Annotated in this window: 19 protein-coding genes, 2 tRNA genes and 1 pseudogene; 11 read left to right on the plus strand and 11 right to left on the minus strand. The window is 67.3% G+C overall.

Features of this window, described 5'->3' with window-relative positions; genetic code table 11:
• A pseudogene (locus ACP5M5_RS02390) lies at window positions 1-317 on the minus strand (hypothetical protein); the annotation flags it as partial.
• A 110-nt stretch (window positions 318-427) separates the two neighbouring features.
• On the opposite strand from ACP5M5_RS02390, the gene ACP5M5_RS02395 reads away from it, so the two are divergent.
• Window positions 428-727, plus strand: a complete 300-nt coding sequence (locus tag ACP5M5_RS02395; RefSeq protein ID WP_427935285.1) for a c-type cytochrome — start codon at window positions 428-430, stop codon at window positions 725-727.
• Window positions 728-742: 15 nt separating this feature from the next.
• Here ACP5M5_RS02395 and ACP5M5_RS02400 read toward each other — a convergent pair whose 3' ends face one another.
• Window positions 743-1,246, minus strand: coding sequence for a hypothetical protein (locus ACP5M5_RS02400; RefSeq protein WP_427935286.1), 504 nt, complete (start codon window positions 1,244-1,246; stop codon window positions 743-745).
• 24 nt (window positions 1,247-1,270) lie between these two features.
• Window positions 1,271-1,975, minus strand: coding sequence for a glutathione S-transferase N-terminal domain-containing protein (locus ACP5M5_RS02405; protein WP_427935287.1), 705 nt, complete (start codon window positions 1,973-1,975; stop codon window positions 1,271-1,273).
• Between the two features lie 159 nt (window positions 1,976-2,134).
• On the opposite strand from ACP5M5_RS02405, the gene ACP5M5_RS02410 reads away from it, so the two are divergent.
• From ACP5M5_RS02410 to nusG, 6 genes are all read left to right on the plus strand, one after another.
• Window positions 2,135-3,550, plus strand: coding sequence for a tetratricopeptide repeat-containing sulfotransferase family protein (locus tag ACP5M5_RS02410; RefSeq protein WP_427935289.1), 1,416 nt, complete (start codon window positions 2,135-2,137; stop codon window positions 3,548-3,550).
• Between the two features lie 100 nt (window positions 3,551-3,650).
• Window positions 3,651-3,724, plus strand: a tRNA-Gly gene (locus tag ACP5M5_RS02415).
• 3 nt (window positions 3,725-3,727) lie between these two features.
• Window positions 3,728-4,690: a DMT family transporter gene (locus tag ACP5M5_RS02420; protein WP_427935290.1), complete on the plus strand. Its 963-nt coding sequence runs from the start codon at window positions 3,728-3,730 to the stop codon at window positions 4,688-4,690.
• Window positions 4,691-4,734: 44 nt separating this feature from the next.
• Window positions 4,735-4,811, plus strand: a tRNA-Trp gene (locus tag ACP5M5_RS02425).
• A 98-nt stretch (window positions 4,812-4,909) separates the two neighbouring features.
• The gene (secE, locus tag ACP5M5_RS02430; protein ID WP_114913424.1) at window positions 4,910-5,113 is read left to right on the plus strand and encodes a preprotein translocase subunit SecE; all 204 of its coding nucleotides are present in this window, start codon (window positions 4,910-4,912) and stop codon (window positions 5,111-5,113) included.
• A gap of 58 nt (window positions 5,114-5,171) precedes the next feature.
• Window positions 5,172-5,702, plus strand: a complete 531-nt coding sequence (gene nusG / locus ACP5M5_RS02435; RefSeq protein ID WP_114913425.1) for a transcription termination/antitermination protein NusG — start codon at window positions 5,172-5,174, stop codon at window positions 5,700-5,702.
• A 27-nt stretch (window positions 5,703-5,729) separates the two neighbouring features.
• On the opposite strand, the gene ACP5M5_RS02440 is transcribed toward nusG, so the two are convergent.
• Window positions 5,730-6,530, minus strand: a complete 801-nt coding sequence (locus ACP5M5_RS02440) for a YgfZ/GcvT domain-containing protein (RefSeq protein WP_427935292.1) — start codon at window positions 6,528-6,530, stop codon at window positions 5,730-5,732.
• A gap of 140 nt (window positions 6,531-6,670) precedes the next feature.
• Here ACP5M5_RS02440 and asnB point away from each other — a divergent pair, with 140 nt between their 5' ends.
• Window positions 6,671-8,449: an asparagine synthase (glutamine-hydrolyzing) gene (gene asnB / locus ACP5M5_RS02445; protein ID WP_427935415.1), complete on the plus strand. Its 1,779-nt coding sequence runs from the start codon at window positions 6,671-6,673 to the stop codon at window positions 8,447-8,449.
• A gap of 75 nt (window positions 8,450-8,524) precedes the next feature.
• Here asnB and ACP5M5_RS02450 read toward each other — a convergent pair whose 3' ends face one another.
• Window positions 8,525-10,201, minus strand: coding sequence for a methyl-accepting chemotaxis protein (locus ACP5M5_RS02450; protein WP_427935293.1), 1,677 nt, complete (start codon window positions 10,199-10,201; stop codon window positions 8,525-8,527).
• Window positions 10,202-10,323: 122 nt separating this feature from the next.
• On the opposite strand from ACP5M5_RS02450, the gene ACP5M5_RS02455 reads away from it, so the two are divergent.
• The 3 genes from ACP5M5_RS02455 to dnaJ all read left to right on the plus strand — a co-directional run bounded on the left by ACP5M5_RS02455 (window position 10,324) and on the right by dnaJ (window position 14,274).
• On the plus strand, window positions 10,324-10,911 hold the full coding sequence (locus tag ACP5M5_RS02455; protein ID WP_427935294.1) for a nucleotide exchange factor GrpE: 588 nt from the start codon (window positions 10,324-10,326) through the stop codon (window positions 10,909-10,911).
• Between the two features lie 178 nt (window positions 10,912-11,089).
• Entirely contained in the window at window positions 11,090-13,024 is a 1,935-nt protein-coding gene (gene dnaK / locus ACP5M5_RS02460; RefSeq protein WP_427935296.1) for a molecular chaperone DnaK, read from the plus strand.
• A gap of 107 nt (window positions 13,025-13,131) precedes the next feature.
• Complete coding sequence (gene dnaJ, locus ACP5M5_RS02465) at window positions 13,132-14,274, plus strand: molecular chaperone DnaJ (protein ID WP_427935298.1); 1,143 nt, start codon at window positions 13,132-13,134, stop codon at window positions 14,272-14,274.
• Between the two features lie 129 nt (window positions 14,275-14,403).
• Here the strand turns inward: dnaJ and ACP5M5_RS02470 are convergent, their stop codons facing one another.
• The 6 genes from ACP5M5_RS02470 to aroQ all read right to left on the minus strand — a co-directional run bounded on the left by ACP5M5_RS02470 (window position 14,404) and on the right by aroQ (window position 19,657).
• A complete protein-coding gene (locus tag ACP5M5_RS02470) occupies window positions 14,404-15,621 on the minus strand; it encodes a CaiB/BaiF CoA transferase family protein (protein ID WP_427935300.1) in 1,218 nt (405 codons plus the stop codon).
• 23 nt (window positions 15,622-15,644) lie between these two features.
• On the minus strand, window positions 15,645-16,400 hold the full coding sequence (locus ACP5M5_RS02475; RefSeq protein ID WP_427935301.1) for a CoA synthetase: 756 nt from the start codon (window positions 16,398-16,400) through the stop codon (window positions 15,645-15,647).
• A complete protein-coding gene (locus ACP5M5_RS02480; RefSeq protein ID WP_427935302.1) occupies window positions 16,400-17,221 on the minus strand; it encodes a CoA transferase subunit A in 822 nt (273 codons plus the stop codon). Before ACP5M5_RS02480 ends, ACP5M5_RS02475 begins: the two co-directional genes overlap by 1 nt.
• A gap of 177 nt (window positions 17,222-17,398) precedes the next feature.
• Complete coding sequence (gene accC, locus ACP5M5_RS02485; RefSeq protein WP_427935303.1) at window positions 17,399-18,745, minus strand: acetyl-CoA carboxylase biotin carboxylase subunit; 1,347 nt, start codon at window positions 18,743-18,745, stop codon at window positions 17,399-17,401.
• Window position 18,746: 1 nt separating this feature from the next.
• On the minus strand, window positions 18,747-19,208 hold the full coding sequence (locus ACP5M5_RS02490) for an acetyl-CoA carboxylase biotin carboxyl carrier protein (protein WP_427935305.1): 462 nt from the start codon (window positions 19,206-19,208) through the stop codon (window positions 18,747-18,749).
• Window positions 19,205-19,657, minus strand: a complete 453-nt coding sequence (aroQ, locus tag ACP5M5_RS02495; RefSeq protein WP_427935307.1) for a type II 3-dehydroquinate dehydratase — start codon at window positions 19,655-19,657, stop codon at window positions 19,205-19,207. The genes ACP5M5_RS02490 and aroQ overlap by 4 nt, the downstream gene beginning before the upstream one ends.
• Window positions 19,658-19,746: the final 89 nt, after the last annotated feature.

Consider the following 19,746-nt stretch of genomic DNA (forward strand, 5'->3'; position numbering starts at 1 on the left):
TCATGAACCAGCGGCGTGGTCTCGGTCGGCCCGCTGGTGAGCGACCAGGTCCAGGCGACCCGCAGGGTCTTGACGTTGTCCGGAGTGATTTGCGCAAGCGGGCTGAAGCCGGCGCCGTCATAGGTGCGGCGCCACATCAGCCAATCGGCGGGATCGGGGTGGCGCAGCAGGTCGGCGCTCACCGGGCGCGGCGCCGGGGTCGGCGGCGACTGGGCGGCAGCGGCGCCGGATATCAGCGCGAGCGCCAGCGCCAAGGTGCGCCCCAAAGCGCGCCAGGCGATCGCGGAGGGGGCTTTGGGGAGCGGTGCGGTGCGCATGGCGTCTCTCTCGTGGCCGGGCGTGGGATATTGAGAGATTTCTTGACACAGAGCGAGCCCGCGGACTAGTGGCGCGACCGCCGCCATGCGAGGAACGGATGCGAAGATTGGTGACCCCGCTTTGGGTGCTTTGTTGCGTCGGGCTCGCCGCCGGGGCGCTCGCGGATGCGCCGCCGCCGATCGACGCGAAAAAACTCTTTGCCCGCCATTGCGGCTGGTGCCACGGCGCTTACGGGCTTGCCGCCGACAAAGCGCCGCGGCTCGCCGGCACGGCGATGAGCGAGGACGAAATCCGGGCGCGGATCGAAAACGGCGCGCCGGGCGAAATGCCGGGTTTCGCGAACACGCTTTCGGCCGAACAGGTGGACGCTTTGGCGCGCTATATCAAATCCCTGCCAGCGCCGCCCTGACGCGCCTCTTCGCCCTCACCGCCGCGCGCGCCGCACCCCGAGCCAGGACAGAATGAGGCCAAAGCCCAGGCCCCAGGCGCCATCGACTAGCAGCGAACGAAGCCAGGTCTGCGGCGAAGCGAGGGCGCCGCTCATCGGCAGGCCGTAGGTGAGCACGATGGTCATGATCTCGGTGTAATATTTGAGCGGAATCCATCGCGCGCCGGGCAGGAAGTGCCTGACCCCGGAGACCAAAATCAGCCCGGCGGCGGCGACGATGACCCCGAGCACGAGACCCCACAGCCAAAGCGGCCCGCGCAGCCAGGGGGAAGCGAGGCCGAACACGGCGCCGCCGATCCCACAGAGCAGGCAGTAATTCGCAACCCGCGGCAGGCCGAACGGGATCACCGGGTCCATCGGATAGGGCGCCGGCAGCGCCATCGCGGGGCTAGCGAGGAGGTGGAGTGCTTCCCACATCGCCTGCTCGAACGTCAGCACCGCGAGGGCGGCGGCAACGAAGCCCAAAACAGCCCGTGTCATCGCGGCGACCATCCCGCCCCTCCCTCAGGCGCCGCCAGCGCCGACGCGCGCCGCCTTGGCGCCGAGCCCGTCAAACAGCGCCAGCACCCGATCGAACCAGGGGCGCAGCGTGTCATCGTCGGCGAGCAGCGGAAATTGGCTGATCACGCGCGGCCATTGCAGGCTGCCGGCGACGATGTAATCGGCATAGCTCGGCGCCGCCCCGCCGAGCCAGGGCTGGGCGCGGAGCACCAGCCGAAGCGGGGTCAGGCTGTGGCGCAATCCCGCGAGCCGCGCCTCGCGCCCGGCGGCGAGGTCTTCCAGCGTGCCGCCGAGGCGCGCTTCGCGGCTCTGGCGGAAATAGGGCTGATCGCGGGGATCGAGCGCCGCCCAGATATCGGCGGCCACCATTGAGACGACCCCGACATTCAGGATGGCGTCGGCCCAGGCGTTCAAGAAGCGCGCATGGGCGAGCCCGCCCAGGCCGCCGAACAAGCTCGGCCGGTCGGGGTAGGTGTCTTCGAGATAAGCGGCGATCGCCCAGGAATCGGTGACCACGCGGCCATGATCCTCGATCACCGGCACTTTTTCGGCGCCCAAGGCGGCGAGGCGCGTGGTCTCGTGGAATCGCCACGGCACGGTCTCGACCGCGAGCCCCTTATGGGCCAGGGCGAAACGAGTGCGCCAGCAATAGGGGCTGAAGCGAAGCGCGGGGTCAGCGCCGGCGAGGTCATGGAGGATGATGCTCATGGCGCAAGCCTGCCGCATCACCCCGAAGAGGTAAAGCCTCGATGTCACGGGGCGCGGGGCATCACTGCTGCCAACGCCGGGCAGGCGGCGGGGCGGTCGAAACCTTTCCTTAAGCGAAAGCGGGGACAGTGGCGGGCGAGATAATTCTCTGTTCGGTCTATGACGATATCGCCCCCTTCCGCCCAGGCTTCCGAGAGCTTCGCCAGGGGCAATCACCTCGCTGCCCGCGGCGATTACGTAGCAGCGCTCGCCTGCTACGAGACGGCGCGCACCCTTTGCCCGCTGGCCGCGGGGATTCATTACAATATAGGCCTCGCGCTTGCGCGCTTGGGCCGGGAAAGTGAAGCAGCCCGGTCTTATCGCCGCGCGATCGCGCTCGATCCCACGTCGCACGCGGCGTTCAAGGGCCTTGGCGATGTCTTGCGTGCCCTCGGCCATTTCGACGAGGCGGACACCGCTTATCGCGACGCCATCACATTGGCCCCGAGCCAAGGCCATTATTATCGCGCGCTCGCGCAATGCGGCCTGCTGACCTGCGAAGACCCGCTGTTTTCGGCCATGACGTCCTTGCTCGAGGCGGCCGGGGCGATGCCGGACTCAGATAGGATCGCGCTTCATTTCGGGCTGGCGGAGGTGCTGCGGCGGGCCGGGCGTCATGCGGCCGCTTTCGACCATCTCCTTCGTGGCAACGCCCTGCAGAGAACACGCCTCGTCTATGACGAAGCGGCGATGCTGCGCGTGTTCGAGGGTGTCCGGGCGACTTTCACGCGCGAGATGATCGCGACGGCGAGCGGCGATCGCAGCCGGTCGGCGCTGCCGATTTTCATCGTCGGCATGCCGCGATCGGGGACGACATTGGTGGAGCAGATCCTCGCAAGCCACCCCGCCGTTTTCGGCGCCGGCGAGATTGCGGCGCTGCCCGAGGCTTTGGCGACCTTGGCGGAACGCGCAAGCGGCGGATCAGCGGGGCCCCTCTCTTCGCCGCGTCTTACCGATGCCGACCTGGTTGCTCTCGGGGGGCGCTACCTCGCCCGGCTCAAGGCCGCGGCGGAGCCAGGGCGCTACGCCTGCGTGACCGACAAATATCCCTTCAATTTCCTTAATCTCGGCCTCATCCACATGGCGCTGCCGCAGGCGCGGGTCATTCATTGCCGGCGAGACCCTGTCGATACCTGCCTCTCCTGTTTCGCCAAATTGTTCCATGATGTCCCATTCAGCTACGATCTCGGCGAACTCGGCCGTTATTATCACGCCTATGATGGATTGATGGCCCATTGGGCGGAGGTCCTCCCGCCCGGGATCGTGCTCGATCTGCACCTTGAAGACCTGATCGACGATTTCCCCGGACAGGTGCAAAGGATGCTGGCCCATTGCGGCTTGCCCTGGGATGATGCGTGCTTGTCCTTTCATCGGACAGCGCGGGTTGTTCGCAGCGAAAGCGCCGTGCAGGTTCGCCAAACGCTGCGCCGCGATCTCCACCCGCCGTGGCGGCCGGAGACGGCCATTTTACAGCCGCTTCTCGATGGGCTTCGCGGCCCGCGCTGCGATCGGCCGGAACGCCTCGCTTGCGGGTAATGCGCGCGCGCCGGCGCAAGACCCTTCGCTTGCGGCCAAGGCGCTGACTGTCTAGAAAACCCCTGCTTTGCCGTTTGGCCGCAAGGTGGTTGTCAACAGCGCGGGTGTAGCTCAATGGTAGAGCCCCAGCCTTCCAAGCTGGTTATGGGGGTTCGATTCCCCTCACCCGCTCCAGCCGTGACGGGAACCAGTGCGGCGCAGGGCGGGGCGGCGCAGGGCGGCGCGGGGCGGGGCGGGTTCGATCCCTTCCTGCTGGCGCCGGTCATATTCCTGGTGCTGTGGTCGTCCGGCTTCATCTGCATCAAGATCGGGCTCGCTTACGCCGACCCACTGACCTTTCTCGCCCTCCGCTACGCTTTGGTGCTGGCGTGTCTCGCCCCGGCGATCGCGCTCTGGCGGCCGCGCCGGCCGCGTGGGCGCGAGTGGCGGGATCTCGTCGTCGTCGGGCTGCTCATTCAGTTCGGCTATTTCGCCGGCTGCTATCTCTCCGAGGAGTTCGGGCTTTCTGCCAGCGGGCTCGCGCTGATCACCTCGTTGCAGCCGATTCTGGTTGCCCTCCTCGCGCCCGTCATCGTTGGCGGCGCGGTTGGCGGCCGGCATTGGCTCGGGCTCGCGCTCGGGCTGGTGGGGACGGTGGTGGTGATCGTCTCGCGCGCCGGGGTTGGACAGGTGACGGCGGCGGGGCTGCTCTGGGCCGGGCTCGCGCTCGCCGGAATGACGGCGGGGACGCTCTATGAAAAACGCACCGGCCCGGCGCATCACCCGTTGAGCGCGATCACCGTGCAATATGCCGTCGGCTTCGTGGTGACGCTGGGCTTCGCCGCCGCCCTCGAGCCGATGCGGGTGCTTTGGACGGCGCCGCTCCTGGGCGCGCTCTCTTATCTCGTCCTCGCCAATTCGCTGGTCGCGGTGAGCCTGTTGCTGGCGATGATCCGGCGGGGGGCGGTCGCGCGGGTTTCGGCGCTATTCTTTCTCGTCCCGCCAGCCGCGGCGGTGATCGCCTGGCTCTTGACCGGGGAGGGCATCCCGCCGTTCGCCTGGCTCGGGATGGCGCTGGCGGCAGCCGGGGTCGCGCTCGTCGCCCGCCCGGCGAGGCGGCCGGCGCCCGCTTGTGGCGGGACTGCCGGCGAAAGCTCTTGACATGGGGCGCACCGCATTGTGTCTAGCGCCTTCGCGCGGCGCGGAGGGGTGTAGCTCAATTGGCTAGAGCGCCGGTCTCCAAAACCGGAGGCTGGGGGTTCGAGACCCTCCACCCCTGCCACGCGGCGCGGCGCGTGAGGCGCGGCGTTGTGGGTCGCGGCGTGATGGGTCGCGGGCGGCCATGGTGTCGGCCTCGCGTGTGGCCTGGTGACAAGGGGAATGGGCGGCGTGGCGGTCAATCCGGCGAAGTTTCTGCGCGAGGTGCGCATCGAGGGCGGCAGGGTCACCTGGCCCACCCGCCGGGAGACGGTGATCACCACCGCCCTGGTCGTCGCGCTGGCGGCGCTGGCGGCGCTGTTTTTCTTCGTGATCGATCAGGTGGTCGGGCTCGGGGTCAAGGCGTTGTTCGGATTTGGCGGGTGAGCGCGCACATGCGGCGACAGAGCGGCAGAGCAGCGTTTTGCGGAATGGGAGTTGCGTGATGGCCAAGCGCTGGTACGTGGTGCATGTCTATTCCGGTTTCGAGAAGAAAATCGCCCAGCAGATCAAGGAGCAGGCGGCGCAGAAGGGGCTTGCCGATCAGTTCGGCGACATTCTCGTCCCGGCCGAGGAAGTGGTCGAGCTGCGGCGCGGCCAGAAGGTCAATGCCGAGCGCAAATTCTTCCCCGGCTACGTCCTCGTCCACATGGAGCTGACCGACGAGGCTTGGCACCTCGTCAAGGATACGCCGAAGGTCACGGGATTTCTCGGCGGCCGGCAGCGCCCGAGCCCGATCAGCGACGCCGAGGCCGAGCGGGTGATGAACCAGACCAAGGAGGGCGCCGAGCATCCGCGCCCGGCGGTGCTGTTTGAGGTCGGCGAAAATGTCCGTGTCGCCGAAGGGCCGTTTACCAGCTTCAACGGCACGGTCGAGGAGGTGGACGAGGAGAAAGGCCGGGTTAAGGTCAGCGTCTCGATCTTCGGCCGCGCAACCCCGGTCGATCTCGAATATAGCCAGGTCGAGAAAGCCTGACCCACTACCTCCCTGGGGCCGCCGCGCTCACCCGGGCGTGGCGCCGGCGACGAGGCGGCGCCCGGCGGCGGTGAAGGGGCCGGGCGGGAGCGGGTTCGGAAGCATCGCCAGCGCCAGACCCTCGCATCCTGAGCGCAGCGTGCCAACCGCCTCGCCGCCGCTGAGGATCGGCGTGCCGGGCGGCGGGCAATCGCCCTCGACCATGACCGGGACGAGGCGGCGCTTGACCAGGCCGCGATAGCGGGTGCGGGCGGTCAGCTCCTGGCCCATGTAACACCCTTTGGTCCAGGAAATCGCTTGGAATTCGTCGTAACGCGCTTCGAGGAGCAGGGTCTCGCCGGCCTCGAGGTCGCGCGGACCATCGGGCAGGCCGAGGCGAAGGCGATGCGCGTCCCAATCCCCTTGGCTCGCGTTGGTGGCGAGCGCGAGCGGGCTCAGGATCCGCGTGCCGGCCTCGGGGTGGCGCGGATCGGCGGCTTTGAGGGCTGCCGCCGGCAACCCGTCCGGCGTGCCATGCCAGGCGGCATAGACGCGCATCGCGTCCGCCTCGGTGAGCGTCACGTCCATGCGGAGCCGATAGCGCCCGAGGCGACGGAGCAGATCCGCGATCTGCGCCCGCGCGCTATCGAGAAACAACCGCTCACCATCGGAAAAAATTAGGAAATCGGCGAGCCAGCGGCCATGCGGGGTGAGGAAAGCGGCAAACACCGCGCGCCCCGGCGCGGCCAGCGCGACATCGTTCGAGACCAGACCCTGGAGAAACGCAACGCGATCGGCGCCGGCGAGGGTGATCACGCCGCGGTCGGGAAGTTCGGCAAGCTGGGTCATGCGGGTGACATGGGCGGCGCAGCGACGGGCGGCAAGCCCCCTGGCTTTGGTGGCGAAAATAGGGGATGGAAGGGCATGCAGCGCTTTCGAGTTCGGATCGTCCGTCCCGCCGCGCCGGCCCAGGCGCCGAGCGCGCGCTGATGTGCGGCATCGCCGGGGTGCAAGCAACCGCCGAGGCGCCGGCACCGGCGCCGACGCGGCTCGCGCGCCTTGCCGCGGCGCTCGCTCATCGCGGGCCAGACGGCATGGGCGAGGAGATCGCCGGCCGCGTCGGGCTCGTGCAGACGCGGCTTGCGATCATCGATCTCGCCGGCGGCCGCCAGCCGCTTCACGCCGGCGCCGCGTCTCTGGTCGCCAATGGTGAGATCTATAACTACCGCGAACTGCACGACGCGCTCAGCCAAGGGCCGCACCCGCCGCGCTTCGCCACCGCGAGCGATTGCGAACCGCCGCTTCATCTCTGGCACAAAGACGGGCTCGGCTTCGTCGGCGCCTTGCGCGGGATGTATGCGATCGCGCTCCATGACCGCGCCGCCCGCCGCCTCGTGCTCGCCCGCGACCCGTTCGGCATCAAGCCGCTCTATCTCGCGCAAGGGTCGGAGGGGCTGGTTTTCGCCTCCGAGCCAGAGGCGCTGCTCGCCGCCGGCGTGGTGGCGCGCGCCGTCGCCCCGGAGAGCCGCGAGGAGCTGCTGCAACTCCAATTCACCACCGGCGGGGCGACCATCTATCCCGGCATCCAGCGCGTTTTGCCGGGGGAAATCCTGGTCGCCGCCGACGGGCACGTGATCGAGCGTCATCAGACGCCGGCGCTGCCCGAAGGCGGGCCAGAGGAGATCGACGAGCCGCAAGCACTCGCCCGGCTCGATGCCGCGCTCGCCGACTCTGTCGCGCTGCATCAGCGGAGCGACGTGCCCTATGGCCTCTTTCTCTCCGGCGGGATCGACAGCGCCGCCCTCCTCACCATGATGGCGCGCCTCAACGCGGCGCCGGTGCTCGCCTTCACCGCTGGGTTCGATGTGCCTGGCGCGGCCGACGAGCGCGAGGCGGCGGCAGCACTCGCCCGCGCCGCCGGCGCCCAACACGAGACGTTGGAAATTTCGCGCGCCATGGTCTGGCGCCATCTTCCCGAGATCGTCGCCGCGATGGACGACCCGGCGGCGGATTTCGCCATCATCCCGACCTGGTTCCTCGGCCGCGCCGCGCGGCAGGCTGTCAAGGTGGTGCTCTCGGGGGAAGGCGGCGATGAGATGTTCGCGGGCTATGGCCGCTATCGCAGCGCCATGCGTCCCTGGTTCTTGGGCGGCCGGGTGATGCGCGGGCGGGGGATTTTCGACCGTGTCCCCGGCGTTCTACGCGCCCGCTCCGGCGCCTGGCGCGACGGCATCGCCGCCGCCGAGGCCGCCGCCGCCAGCCCCGGCCGCACCCGCCTGATGGCGGCCCAGGCGAGCGACATCGCCGAATGGCTGCCCAACGACCTCCTGCTCAAGCTCGATCGCTGCCTGATGGCGCACGGCGTCGAGGGGCGGACGCCATTTCTCGATCGCGGCGTCGCCGACGCCGTGTTTCGCCTCCCCGACCGGCTAAAAATCCGCAATGGGATGGGAAAATATCTGCTCCGCGCCTGGCTCGCCGCGCATCAGAAAGCGGCGCGGCCCTTTGCCCGCAAACAAGGCTTCACCGTGCCGGTCGGCGCCTGGATCGCTGAAGACGGTGAACGCCTCGGCGCCCTGGTCGCGGCATCGCCCGGCATCGCCGAAATCGCTCACCCGGACCGCGTCCGCGCCCTCTTCCGCGCGGCGGGTGGCCGGCACGAAGGACAGGCCGCCTGGACGCTGCTCTTTTACGCCCTCTGGCACCGCGCCCACATCCTCGGGCAGACGCCGGCGGGCGATGTGTTTTCCGCGCTGGCGGGGGAGTGACAGAAAAGCGCGAAGAAAAGGTCTTTTTTGAAAAAAGATCTTTTCTTCGTGGGGCAGCGCCTGCGGCGCTGCCGTTCAGGCAGCGCGCATTTGTTCGAGGAAATGGGCAACATTGCGCCGCAGCGTCTCGGATTGTTCGCCGAGGGTGCCAGAGGCGGTCAGAACCTGGTTCGCGGCGGTGCCGGTTTCGCGCGCGCCTTCGCTCACGCCGCCGATGGTTTCCGAGACTTCCGCCGTGCTGCGGGCGGCTTCGGCGATGTTGCGGGTGATCTCCTGGGTTGCCGCCGTCTGCTCCTCGGCGGCGCTGGCGACGTTGCTTGCGATGCCGCTCATCTCGGCGATGGTTTCGTTGATCGTGCCGATGGCGCTGACCACGCCGGCGGTAACGTCGCGGACGGCGGCGATCTGCTTCGCGATGTCTTCGGTTGCGCGGGCGGTTTGCGTCGCCAGCGACTTCACCTCGCTCGCCACCACCGCGAAGCCCTTGCCCGCATCGCCGGCGCGCGCCGCTTCGATCGTCGCGTTGAGCGCGAGCAGGTTGGTCTGGCCGGCGATATCGGAAATCAGCGCGACCACGCTGCCGATTTTCTGCACTGCGTCGGAAAGCCCCCGCACCGCTTCGTCGGTCCGCTCCGCTTCGCTCCGCGCGCGGAGCGCAATCGTCGCCGACGCGCCGATATTGCGTGAGACCTCATGGATCGAGGCGGCGAGCTCCTCGGCGGCGGCGGCGACGGTCTGGACATTGGCCGAGGATTGGGTGGCGCCGCTGGCGACCGCGAGGGCCTGGTCGCTGGTGCGGCTGGCGGTCGCGCGCATGGCGTTGGCGACCTCGTTTAGCGTCGTCGCCGCGCCGGCGAGACCATCGAGTTCGGTGCGCAGCTTGGCATCGAACTCGCCGACCAGGCGATCGACCACTTGCGCCCGGGCAAGCTGCGCGGCACTCGCCGCCTGCTGCTCGGCCTCCAGCCGGCGAGCATCGGCGACCGCCTGCTTGAAAACGCCGATCGCGCGCGCGAGCGCCCCGGTCTCGTCGCGGCGCTCGGTCTCGGTCACCTCCGCGGCGAGATCGCCCTCGGCAAGCCGGGTGGTGGTCGCGGTGAGTTTCTGGAGCGGCGCGACGATGCTGCGCATCAGGAACAGAACCGCGGCGATGGCGAGCCCGATCAGCACCGCACCACCCGCGAGCGAGACATATTTGATGGTGGCGAGCATCCTGTTCTGCTCAACCTGGCGCGCTGCGAAGCGCTCAGCTGCGGTCTTCTCGAATTGCGTCAGATCGGCGCGGACGGCATCCATCTGCGCCTTGCCGGCGCCGCCCGCTTCGCGGTCGCGCGCGTCATCCATCTTGCCGCCGTTGACCGCGGCGATCTCGGCCTCGGCATAATGCTGCCACGCTTGTCCGGCTTTCGCGATCGCCTCTACCCGCTCTTGCTGGTCGGTACTGACGATCTGCTGGCGGAGATCGGCGACCGCATGGCTGAACAGGGCCTCGCTCGCGCGGTAGGGCTCGAGGAATTTCGCATCGCCGCTGATCAGAAAGCCGCGGAGACCGGTTTCCTGATTGACCATCGCGAGTTCGACCTGATGCGCGGCGGTGAGGATCACGAAGGAATTGGCCGTGAGTTCGTTGTCCTGGCGGAGCACGCCGAGCTCCCAGAAATCAAAGCCGCTGCCCACGGCGAGCGGGAGCAGGATGAGGGCGAAGCCGGCGGCGAGTTTCTGGCCGATCGAGAGTGAGGCGAGGAGGCGCATACTAACTTCTCCGAAAATAGCGTGACGTCAGGGCAAGGGCGATCCTACGCGCAGAAAATCACCCATTTCTTAAAGCGGGCAGGACTCTTGCCTTGCGCCGCGTCGCGCCCTAACTGAGCGCCATGACCGAAGAACCCCCCTCCTCACCGCCCGGCGCTGACCGCGAGGCGCCGAGCGGCCCCGAAGCGCTGATGCAAGCGGCGTCGGCGCGCATTCAGGAACTCGAGGCCGAACTCGCGGCGATGAATGACCGCTGGATGCGCGCCGAGGCCGAAAACGCCAATATTCGCGCCCGCGCCAAGCGCGAGGTCGACGAGACGCGGCAATACGCGGTGCAGAAATTCGCCGCCGACGTCGTCGAAGCGGCCGAGAATCTGCGCCGCGGCCTCGCGAGCCTCCCGGCGCCTTCTGAGGGCGAGCCGGAAATCATCGCCCGTCTGCGCGAAGGGCTCGCCGGCATCGAGCGCAGTTTTCTTGCGATCCTGGAGCGTCACGGCATCCGCGCCGAAGACCCGACCGGCGCGATGTTCGACCCCAATCTGCATCAGGCGATGGCCGAGCAGGTGAGCGAAACCCATCCCCCAGGCACCGTTCTGCAAACCTGGACGGCTGCCTGGACGCTGAACGGCCGGCTTTTGCGCCCGGCGATGGTGGTGGTGGCCAAGGCGCCGGAGGAGGCATTGCCGCCGCCGCTCGACACCACGGCGTAACCGTCGCGGCCACGAAAACCACGTCGATGGGCCGGGGAATTTCGTCTCCGGCCCTTGCCCTGACCGAGGGGGCTCAATACATCCAACGCCGACACCAACCACAGAGCGGGGTCGCAGGCGGTGCCGCGAAATCGTTGCATGGGCCGCCCGCCGCCGCTGCGAAGGAGAACGAAAGTCTATGAGCAAGGTTATCGGGATCGATCTCGGCACCACCAATTCCTGCGTTGCCATCATGGAAGGCAAGGATGTGCGGGTGATCGAGAACGCGGAGGGCGCGCGCACCACGCCCAGCATGGTCGCCTTCACGGAAAGTGGCGAACGCCTCGTCGGCCAGTCGGCCAAGCGCCAGGCGGTCACCAACCCGACCAATACGCTCTATGCCATCAAGCGCCTGATCGGCCGCCGCTTCGAAGACCCGATGGTGGCCAAGGACAAGGGGCTGGTGCCCTATGCGATCGTCCGCGGTGACAATGGCGATGCCTGGGTCGAGGCGCGCGGCGAGCGCTATGCGCCGAGCCAGATCAGTGCCTTCGTCCTTACCAAGATGAAGGAGACCGCCGAGGCCTATCTCGGCGAGAAGGTCACCGAGGCGGTGATCACCGTCCCCGCCTATTTCAACGATTCCCAGCGCCAGGCGACCAAGGATGCCGGCCGCATCGCCGGGCTCGACGTCTTGCGCATCATCAATGAGCCGACGGCGGCGGCGCTGGCCTATGGCCTCGACAAGAAGAAAAGCGGCACCGTCGCGGTCTATGACCTTGGCGGCGGCACCTTCGACATCTCCGTCCTCGAGATCGGCGACGGCGTGTTCGAGGTCAAAAGCACCAATGGCGACACCTTCCTCGGCGGCGAGGATTTCGACGCCCGGGTGATCGACTATCTCGCCGCCGAATTCCAGCGCGAGCAGGGGATCGATCTCCGCCGCGACAAGCTGGCCTTGCAACGCCTCAAGGAAGCGGCGGAAAAGGCCAAGATCGAGCTTTCCTCGTCAAAGGAGACCGAAATCAACCTGCCCTTCATCACTGCCGATGCGAGTGGCCCCAAGCATCTCGTGATGAAGCTGACGCGGGCCAAGCTCGAAAGCCTGGTCGATGATTTGATCCAGCGCACGCTCGAGCCCTGCCGCGCCGCCCTGCGCGACGCTGGTGTCACCGCCGGCGAGATTTCGGAGGTCATCCTGGTCGGCGGCATGACCCGGATGCCCAAGGTGATCGAGACGGTGAAGCAGTTCTTCGGCCGCGAGCCGGCGCGCAACGTCAACCCCGACGAGGTGGTGGCGATCGGCGCCGCGGTGCAGGGCGCGGTGCTCAAGGGCGATGTCAAGGACGTGCTGTTGCTCGATGTCACGCCGCTTTCCCTTGGCATCGAGACGCTGGGCGGTGTCTTCACCCGCTTGATCGACCGCAACACCACCATCCCGACCAAGAAGTCCCAGGTCTTCTCGACCGCCGACGACAATCAGACGGCGGTGACGATCAAGGTCTTCCAGGGCGAGCGCGAGATGGCGGCCGATAACAAGCTGCTCGGCCAGTTCGACCTGATGGGCATCCCGCCGGCGCCGCGCGGCGTGCCGCAGATCGAGGTGACCTTCGATATCGACGCCAATGGTATCGTCTCGGTCTCCGCGAAAGACAAGGCGACCGGCAAAGAGCAGCAGATCCGCATCCAAGCCTCGGGCGGGCTTTCGGAGGCTGATATCGAACGCATGGTCAAGGAAGCCGAGGCCAATGCCGAGGCCGATCACAAGCGCCGCGAGTTCGTTGAGGCGCGCAACCACGCCGATGGTCTCAGCCATCAGGTCGAGAAAAACCTGAAGGAGCATGGCGATAAGCTCGCCGCCGCCGATCGCGCCGAGGCGGAAGCCGCCCTGGCTGCGGTGCGGAGCGCGATGGAGGGCGAGGATGCGCAAGCGCTGAAGACAGCGAGCGAGCGGCTTTCGCAAGCGGCGATGAAGATCGGCGAGGTGATGTATAAAGCCGAGGCAGCGGCGTCCGAGGCCGGTGCGGCCGGTGGTGCCGGCGCAGGACAGGGTGGCGGTGCCTCTGCCAATGGCGAGCGTGTCGTCGACGCCGAGTTCGAGGAAGTCGACGAAAAGAAAAAGAAATCCTCCTGATCCCAGCGGTGACGTCTAAGCCGCACGACGTCGCGGGAGGCGGCCGGTCCACTGGATCGGGCGCCCTCCCGCGCGCTGCGGCGTGGCGTGCGAGGAGCTAGATTGATATGGCGAAACAGGATTACTACGCGACCCTCGGGGTCTCGCGCGACGCCTCGGCCGAGGAGCTAAAAAAAGCCTACCGCAAACTCGCCATGCAGTTCCATCCGGACCGCAATCCCGGCGACAAGAAAGCGGAGGCGCGCTTCAAGGAGATCAGCGAGGCCTATGAGATTCTGAAGGACGATCAGAAGCGTGCCGCCTATGACCGCTTTGGCCATGCCGCCTTCGAGAATGGTGGCGGCCCGGGCGCTGGCGCCGGCGGCTTCGATTTCTCGGCGAGTGGCGGGCTCGGCGATATTTTCGATCAGATGTTCGGCGAATTCACCGGCGGCCGCCGTGGTGGGCGCGGCCCGCGTGCCGGCAATGATCTTCGCCAAGCGGTCGAGATCGATCTCGCCGAAGCGTTCCATGGCACCAAGGTCAATCTCCGTGTGCCGACCCGGGTGGTGTGCGACGCCTGCGCCGGCAGCGGCTCGGAGGACAAGACCCGTAGCGCCGAGACCTGCCCGACTTGCGGCGGCGCCGGCAAGGTGCGGGCGCAGCAGGGGTTCTTCGTCATCGAGCGCACCTGTCTCACCTGTCATGGCTCAGGGCGGGTGGTGCGCAATCCGTGCCGCGCCTGTCAGGGCTCGGGCACGGTGCCGCGCGAGCGCACGTTGCAGGTGACGATTCCGGCCGGCGTCGAAGACGGCACCCGCATCCGTCTCACCGGCGAGGGCGAGGCGGGCGCCAATGGCGCGCCAGCCGGCGATCTTTATGTCCATGTCGGCATCCGCCCGCATCCGCTGTTTCAGCGTGACGGCGCCAATATTTTTTGTCGCGTCCCGCTCAGGATGACGCAGGCGGCGCTCGGCGGCGAGATCGAGGTGCCGGTGATCGATGGCTCGCGCGCCAAGGTAAAGATTCCCCCGGGCACGCAGAACGGCGATCAGTTTCGGTTGCGTGGCAAGGGGTTCTCGGTGCTGCGGAGTGCGGCGCGCGGCGACATGTATATTCAGGTCGCGGTGGAAATCCCGCAGCATCTCACCCGCCGCCAGCGTGAATTGCTCGAGGATTTCGAGGCCGAGACCAAGGCGCATGGCAAGGATAGCCCTGAGGCGGAAGGCTTCTTCGCCAAGGTCAAGGAATTCTTCGAAGGCAACCGCTGATTTTCGCCCAGACCGGGCAGCGCCACCGGCGCTGCCCCACCGATAAAAGTCTTTTTGCTTCTTTTTCTGAAGTCAAAAGAAGTTTTTTCCTGTTTCCGCCTTACTTTATACCAGACATACCCGACCGCGTCATTTCCGCCGCTGCCGGAACAGGATCCCCTCTTTCTCCAGTCCCTGGATTTCCTCGGCGCTGAAGCCGTGGCGCGCGAGGATAGCGTCGGTATGCTCGGCGAAGCGCGGTGGCGCGGCGCGTGGCCCGCCGGGGGTACGGGAAAGCTTGATCGGCGTGCCGAGGCCGCGCCAGGCGCCGATGTCCGCGACCATGCCGCGCGCCGCCGTGTGATCATTGGCCAAAGCCTCATCGACCGCGCGCACCGGGCCGGCCGGGAGGCCGGCGCGGAGCAGGCGAAGCGTGAGTGCGTTCCCATCGGCCTCGGCGAGAACGGCGGAGAATGCGGCTATCAGCGCGGCGCGATGCGTGAGGCGATCGGCGTTGGTGGCAAAGCGTGGATCGTTGGCGAGATCCGGCACCCCGAGTTCGGCGCAGAGTTTGCGGAACTGCCCGTCATTGCCGGCGGCGATGAAGATTTGCCCGGTGCGCGTCTGATAGGTCTCATAGGGTGCGAGGTTGGGATGCGGGTTGCCGGTCGCGACCGGGCGGCGGCCGTTGAGAAAATAATTCGCCGCCTGCGGGTGCAAAAGCGCCATCGCGCAATCATGCAATGTCATGTCGAGAAACTGGCCGCGGCCGGAGCGCGTGCGCTCGACGAGCGCCATCAGGATGGCGATTGCGGCATAGAGCCCGGTCGCGAGATCGACCACCGGGGTTCCGATGCGGAGCGGCCCGGTCGAAGGATCACCGTTGACGCTCATGAGCCCGGTCATCGCCTGCAGGATGGCGTCGTAGCCGGGAAGGCCGCCGAGCGGCCCCTCGCCCCCGAAGCCGGAGACGCGGCAATGGATCAGGCCCGGGAAGCGCTGTTCCAGGCTCGCATAGCCGAGCCCCCATTTCTCCATCCCGCCGGGCTTGAAATTCTCGACCAGGACGTCCGCGCCTTCGAGCAGGCGGAGCAGCACCGCGCGGCCAGCCTCGCTCCCGATATCGAGGGCGAGCGCCCGCTTGTTGCGGTTGACGCCGAGGAAGTAGCTGGCGTCGCGGCTGCCATCGGGTTGGTCGAGAAAAGGCGGGCCCCAGTCGCGGACCTCATCGCCTTGCGGCGGCTCGATCTTGATCACCTCGGCGCCGTGATCGGCGAGGATCATGGTGCAATAGGGGCCGCCAAGGACGCGGGTAAGGTCGATCACCTTGATCCCGGCGAGCGCGCCGGGGGAAAGCGGAAGGGGCATGGTTCGGGTTCCGTCGGGTTCGGTCAGGCGCCCCAGACGCGGGCGCAAAAGCCGGGATAGGTCGGGCGCATTTCATCGCAAACCGGCCCGCGCAGCAAGGCGAGCTCGGCAGCACTCGGCAGCGGCGTTGCCGGCACCGAAGGCGGCGTCTCATAGGCAAATCCGGTTTGCGCCGCGATCCCGGCCGGCGTCTCCCCGGGATGGCAGGAGGCGAGGGTGAAGCGCTTGCCGTCGAACGTGAACACCGCCCGCCCGGTGACCAGCGCCTGCGCCGTGCCGCGGCGGAAATGCCCTTGTGGCGAGATACCCGGGGCGGAGATGAAGGCGACCCGCGGCACCAGGACGCGGGGGGAATGTTCCTCGCGGAACAGGATGGTGCGCGGCGTCATCAGATACATGAAGGCCGAGCCGAAACTGCCGGGGAACCGGGCCTCGCGCCCCGGCCATTCGCCGGTGCCAATCAAGTTGATATTCGCCTCGCCATCGATCTCGCCGCCACCCAGGAAAAAGAGATCGATCCTGCCCTGGCCGGTGAGATCGAAGAGTTCGCGCGTGCCCTCGCTGAACGGATTGCCCTGGGTTTTGTGCAAAAGCGAGAGCCGCGCTTCGTGGCCACGCTTTTTCACCAGCCAGCAGGCGGCGGCCGGGATCGGGCTTGCGGCACCCACCGCGATATGGCGCGCCGGCGGCGCCGCGGGGTCGAGGATTAGGCGCGCGAGGATCGTTGCCAGAAACTCCTCCGGCGCGATCCTTTCCCCGTTCGCCGCCGCCAGCGCCATCACGCCGGCTCGCGCGCCGGCATCAGGCGGTCTGCGAGGAAGGCGGAAAAGCCCTCGGCGCTGCGCGCGGCGCGGGCGTACTCGCGCAGAACCGCGCTCTCGGCCGGGTATTCATCGAGCAGCGCGAGCGGGGCCGCGCCGCGCGGCGCATGCGCGATGCCGGTGACATAGGCGCCGCTGATGACGCCGGGCGCGAGACGCTCATCGTCTAGCATGTTGCCACTGATTCGCCGCTCGACGGTCACGAAGCTATCGCGCGCGGCATGCGCCATGGTCGCCAATTCGCGCCGCCGCCCGACCCAGACATTGCCCGCCGCGTCAGCGAGAGAGGCATGAAATAGCGCGAAATCGGGCCTGACCGCCGGGATCAGCAAAATCGGGTCGGGTTCGGCAGCGAAGGGATTGTCGATCACCCGCCAATCCGGACGATGGGCGAGCACGTCCGAGCCGAGCACGCCACGGAGCGGCATGAAGGGAACACCCTTTTCGGCCGCCTGCAACGCGGTATGGATCGCAGGACAGGTGGCGTCGCGCATCGTCAGGGTGCCGGCGGCGAGTGCCGCGACGAAGCGCGGCGCAGTGCCGGCCTCGCCAAGGCTGACGGCGGAGGTCTCGATCTCGGCGACGCACCCCGCGCCGATCAGGAGATCGGCGAGAAAGCCGCCGACCGGGACGCAGAACAGGCGCAATCCCCGCGCCCTGCGGCGGATCAGCGCCAGCGCGAGCGCCACCGAGCCGAGCGAATTATCCGGCGGCAACGCGATCAACGCGCCATCGGGCACGCGGGCGGCGAGATCATCGGGGGACAGCGCTCCGGTCATGGTTTCCTCCTGCGGCAATCAAGGAAAATTAAGCACTTCTTTTTCTGAAGAAAAAGAAGCAAAAAGACGTTCTTCCCGGTTTCTCGGAATGGCAAGCGTCCATGGACGGGCAGTGCCATGGACACTGCCCGACAGGGAAAAGTTTTTTTGGTTCTTTTTTACAAAAAAGAACCGCTTTTACTCGCCTCCGACGAACCGCTCCAGCCAGTGGATGGTGTAATCCCCGGCGAGGAAATCTTTGTCGCGCACGATGCGTTGATGCAGCGGGATCGTCGTTTTGATGCCATCGATGACGAATTCATCGAGCGCGCGGGCCAAGCGAGCAACCGCTTCCCGCCGGCTCGGGGCATGGACGATCAGCTTGGCGACCAGGCTGTCATAATAAGGCGGCACCACATAGCCGGCATAAAGCGCCGAATCGACCCGCACGCCAGGCCCACCGGGGGGATGAAAGACGTTGACGCGCCCCGGGGTTGGTGAAAACGTCAGCGGATCCTCGGCATTGATCCGGCATTCGATGGCGTGGCCAGAAAAGCTTATATCGGCCTGGGTGTAGCCGAGCGTCTCGCCGGCGGCGAGGCGGATCTGTTCCTGCACGAGATCGATTTCGGCGATCAGCTCACTGACCGGGTGCTCGACCTGAAGCCGCGTGTTCATTTCGATGAACGCGAACTGGCCGTCCTGGTAGAGGAATTCGAGCGTGCCGGCATTGCGATAGCCGAGTTCGGCGAGCGCTGCCGTCACCCGCGCGCCGAGGGCGTCGCGCGCGGCGGCGTCGAGCGCCGGCGAGCCGGCCTCTTCGAGCAGCTTCTGATGGCGGCGCTGGAGGCTGCAATCGCGCTCGCCGAAATGGACGACGTGACCATGTCCGTCGGCCAGCACCTGCAATTCGATGTGGCGCGGGCGGTCGAGATATTTTTCGAGATAGACCTGGTCGTTGCCGAAGGCGCTGGCCGCCTCGGTGCGCGCAACCCGCCATGCCTCCTCGAGGTCGGCGGCACTCGCCGCGACCTTCATGCCGCGCCCGCCACCGCCGGCGGCGGCCTTGATCAGCACCGGATAGCCGATCCGCCCGGCCACAGCGCGGGCCTCGTCCAGGGTCGCGACGGCGCCATCCGAACCCGGCACCAGCGGCACGCCGAGCCCGGCCATCGCGGTCTTGGCGGCGATCTTGTCGCCCATCATGCGGATATGCGCCGGGCTTGGTCCGATGAAGGTAAGGCCATGCGCCTCCACCATCTCGGCGAAGCGCGCATTTTCCGAGAGAAAGCCATAGCCGGGATGGATCGCATCCGCCCCGGTAATGGCGGCGGCGGAAAGAATGGCGGGGATGTTGAGATAGCTCTCGCGGGCGCTCGGCGGGCCGATGCAGACACTCTCATCAGCGAGCCGGACATGCATCGCGGTCGCGTCCGCCGTCGAGTGGATGGCAACCGTCGGGATGCCGAGTTCACGGCAGGCGCGCTGGATGCGGAGCGCGATCTCGCCACGATTGGCGATTAGGATTTTCTGGAAGAAGGCCATCTCAAGCGAGGATCAAAAGCGGCTCGCCGAATTCCACCGGCGCCCCAGCGGCAACGAGAATGCGGCTCACCGTCCCCGCTTTCGGCGCCTTGATCTGGTTGAAGGTCTTCATCGCCTCGATCAGGAGAAGGGTCTGCCCGGCCTCGACCGCTTGGCCGACCGTGACGAAATTCGGCGCCCCAGGCTCGGGCGCGAGATAGGCGACGCCGACCATCGGGCTCAGAACGGCGCCGGGATGCTTGGCCGGATCGTCCGGGAGCGCGGCTGGCGCGTCGCCCGCGGCTGGAATCGCGGGCACGGCGCCGGCCGGCGCCGCGGCGGCCGACATCATGAGCGGCGCCGGCGTGCGCTTGATGCGGATGCGCCGGTCCTGCTCGGCGATCTCGATCTCGGTCAAGCCGGTTTCGCCAAGGATTGCGGCAAGCAGGCGGATCGCCGCGGGATCGAAGGGCAACTCACTCATGCCGCCTCCTCTTGCAGCAGTTCGGCGATCGCCTGCAACGCCAGCGCATAGCCGCGTGCGCCAAGACCGCAAATCATCCCCTGCACCGCTTCAGAGGTGAAACTGTGGCGGCGGAAAGGCTCGCGGCGATGGATATTGGTCAGATGCACCTCGATGATCGGGCACTCGAGGGTAAGCAACGCATCCATCAGCGCGATCGAGGTATGGCCATAGCCGGCCGGGTTGATGATTACCCCGGCGGCGCGCTCACGGCATTCCTGGACCCAGGAAATCAGCTCGCCCTCGCTATTGGTTTGGCGAAAATCTATCGCGAGATCAAGCGCCTCGGCGATCTCGGCGCAAAGCGCTTCGACATCGCCGAGGGTCGCCGCGCCATACAGCGCCGGCTCGCGGGTGCCGAGTAGATTGAGATTGGGGCCGTTGAGCACGGCGATCAGAGGGCGTGTCATGCCGGTGCAGTAGCATGAACCGCCGCCCCGCTCCACCCATCGGCGATGAAATGATGTGTGAAAGGCGCATATTTCCCCTTGCGCCGCAG

This window comes from Acidibrevibacterium sp. (genome assembly GCF_049965395.1).
Taxonomy (GTDB): Bacteria; Pseudomonadota; Alphaproteobacteria; order Acetobacterales; family Acetobacteraceae; genus Acidibrevibacterium; species Acidibrevibacterium fodinaquatile.

Excerpts from the sequence above, each read along its gene's own strand:
- ACP5M5_RS02400 (WP_427935286.1), bottom strand. The coding sequence starts at position 1,246 with ATGACACGGGCTGTTTTGGGCTTCGTTGCCGCCGCCCTCGCGGTGCTG.
- ACP5M5_RS02405 (WP_427935287.1), bottom strand. The coding sequence starts at position 1,975 with ATGAGCATCATCCTCCATGACCTCGCCGGCGCTGACCCCGCGCTTCGC.
- ACP5M5_RS02410 (WP_427935289.1), top strand. The coding sequence starts at position 2,135 with ATGACGATATCGCCCCCTTCCGCCCAGGCTTCCGAGAGCTTCGCCAGG.
- secE (WP_114913424.1), top strand. The coding sequence starts at position 4,910 with ATGGGCGGCGTGGCGGTCAATCCGGCGAAGTTTCTGCGCGAGGTGCGC.
- nusG (WP_114913425.1), top strand. The coding sequence starts at position 5,172 with ATGGCCAAGCGCTGGTACGTGGTGCATGTCTATTCCGGTTTCGAGAAG.
- ACP5M5_RS02440 (WP_427935292.1), bottom strand. The coding sequence starts at position 6,530 with ATGACCCAGCTTGCCGAACTTCCCGACCGCGGCGTGATCACCCTCGCC.
- asnB (WP_427935415.1), top strand. The coding sequence starts at position 6,671 with ATGTGCGGCATCGCCGGGGTGCAAGCAACCGCCGAGGCGCCGGCACCG.
- ACP5M5_RS02450 (WP_427935293.1), bottom strand. The coding sequence starts at position 10,201 with ATGCGCCTCCTCGCCTCACTCTCGATCGGCCAGAAACTCGCCGCCGGC.
- ACP5M5_RS02455 (WP_427935294.1), top strand. The coding sequence starts at position 10,324 with ATGACCGAAGAACCCCCCTCCTCACCGCCCGGCGCTGACCGCGAGGCG.
- dnaK (WP_427935296.1), top strand. The coding sequence starts at position 11,090 with ATGAGCAAGGTTATCGGGATCGATCTCGGCACCACCAATTCCTGCGTT.
- dnaJ (WP_427935298.1), top strand. The coding sequence starts at position 13,132 with ATGGCGAAACAGGATTACTACGCGACCCTCGGGGTCTCGCGCGACGCC.
- ACP5M5_RS02470 (WP_427935300.1), bottom strand. The coding sequence starts at position 15,621 with ATGCCCCTTCCGCTTTCCCCCGGCGCGCTCGCCGGGATCAAGGTGATC.
- ACP5M5_RS02475 (WP_427935301.1), bottom strand. The coding sequence starts at position 16,400 with ATGGCGCTGGCGGCGGCGAACGGGGAAAGGATCGCGCCGGAGGAGTTT.
- ACP5M5_RS02480 (WP_427935302.1), bottom strand. The coding sequence starts at position 17,221 with ATGACCGGAGCGCTGTCCCCCGATGATCTCGCCGCCCGCGTGCCCGAT.
- accC (WP_427935303.1), bottom strand. The coding sequence starts at position 18,745 with ATGGCCTTCTTCCAGAAAATCCTAATCGCCAATCGTGGCGAGATCGCG.
- ACP5M5_RS02490 (WP_427935305.1), bottom strand. The coding sequence starts at position 19,208 with ATGAGTGAGTTGCCCTTCGATCCCGCGGCGATCCGCCTGCTTGCCGCA.
- aroQ (WP_427935307.1), bottom strand. The coding sequence starts at position 19,657 with ATGACACGCCCTCTGATCGCCGTGCTCAACGGCCCCAATCTCAATCTA.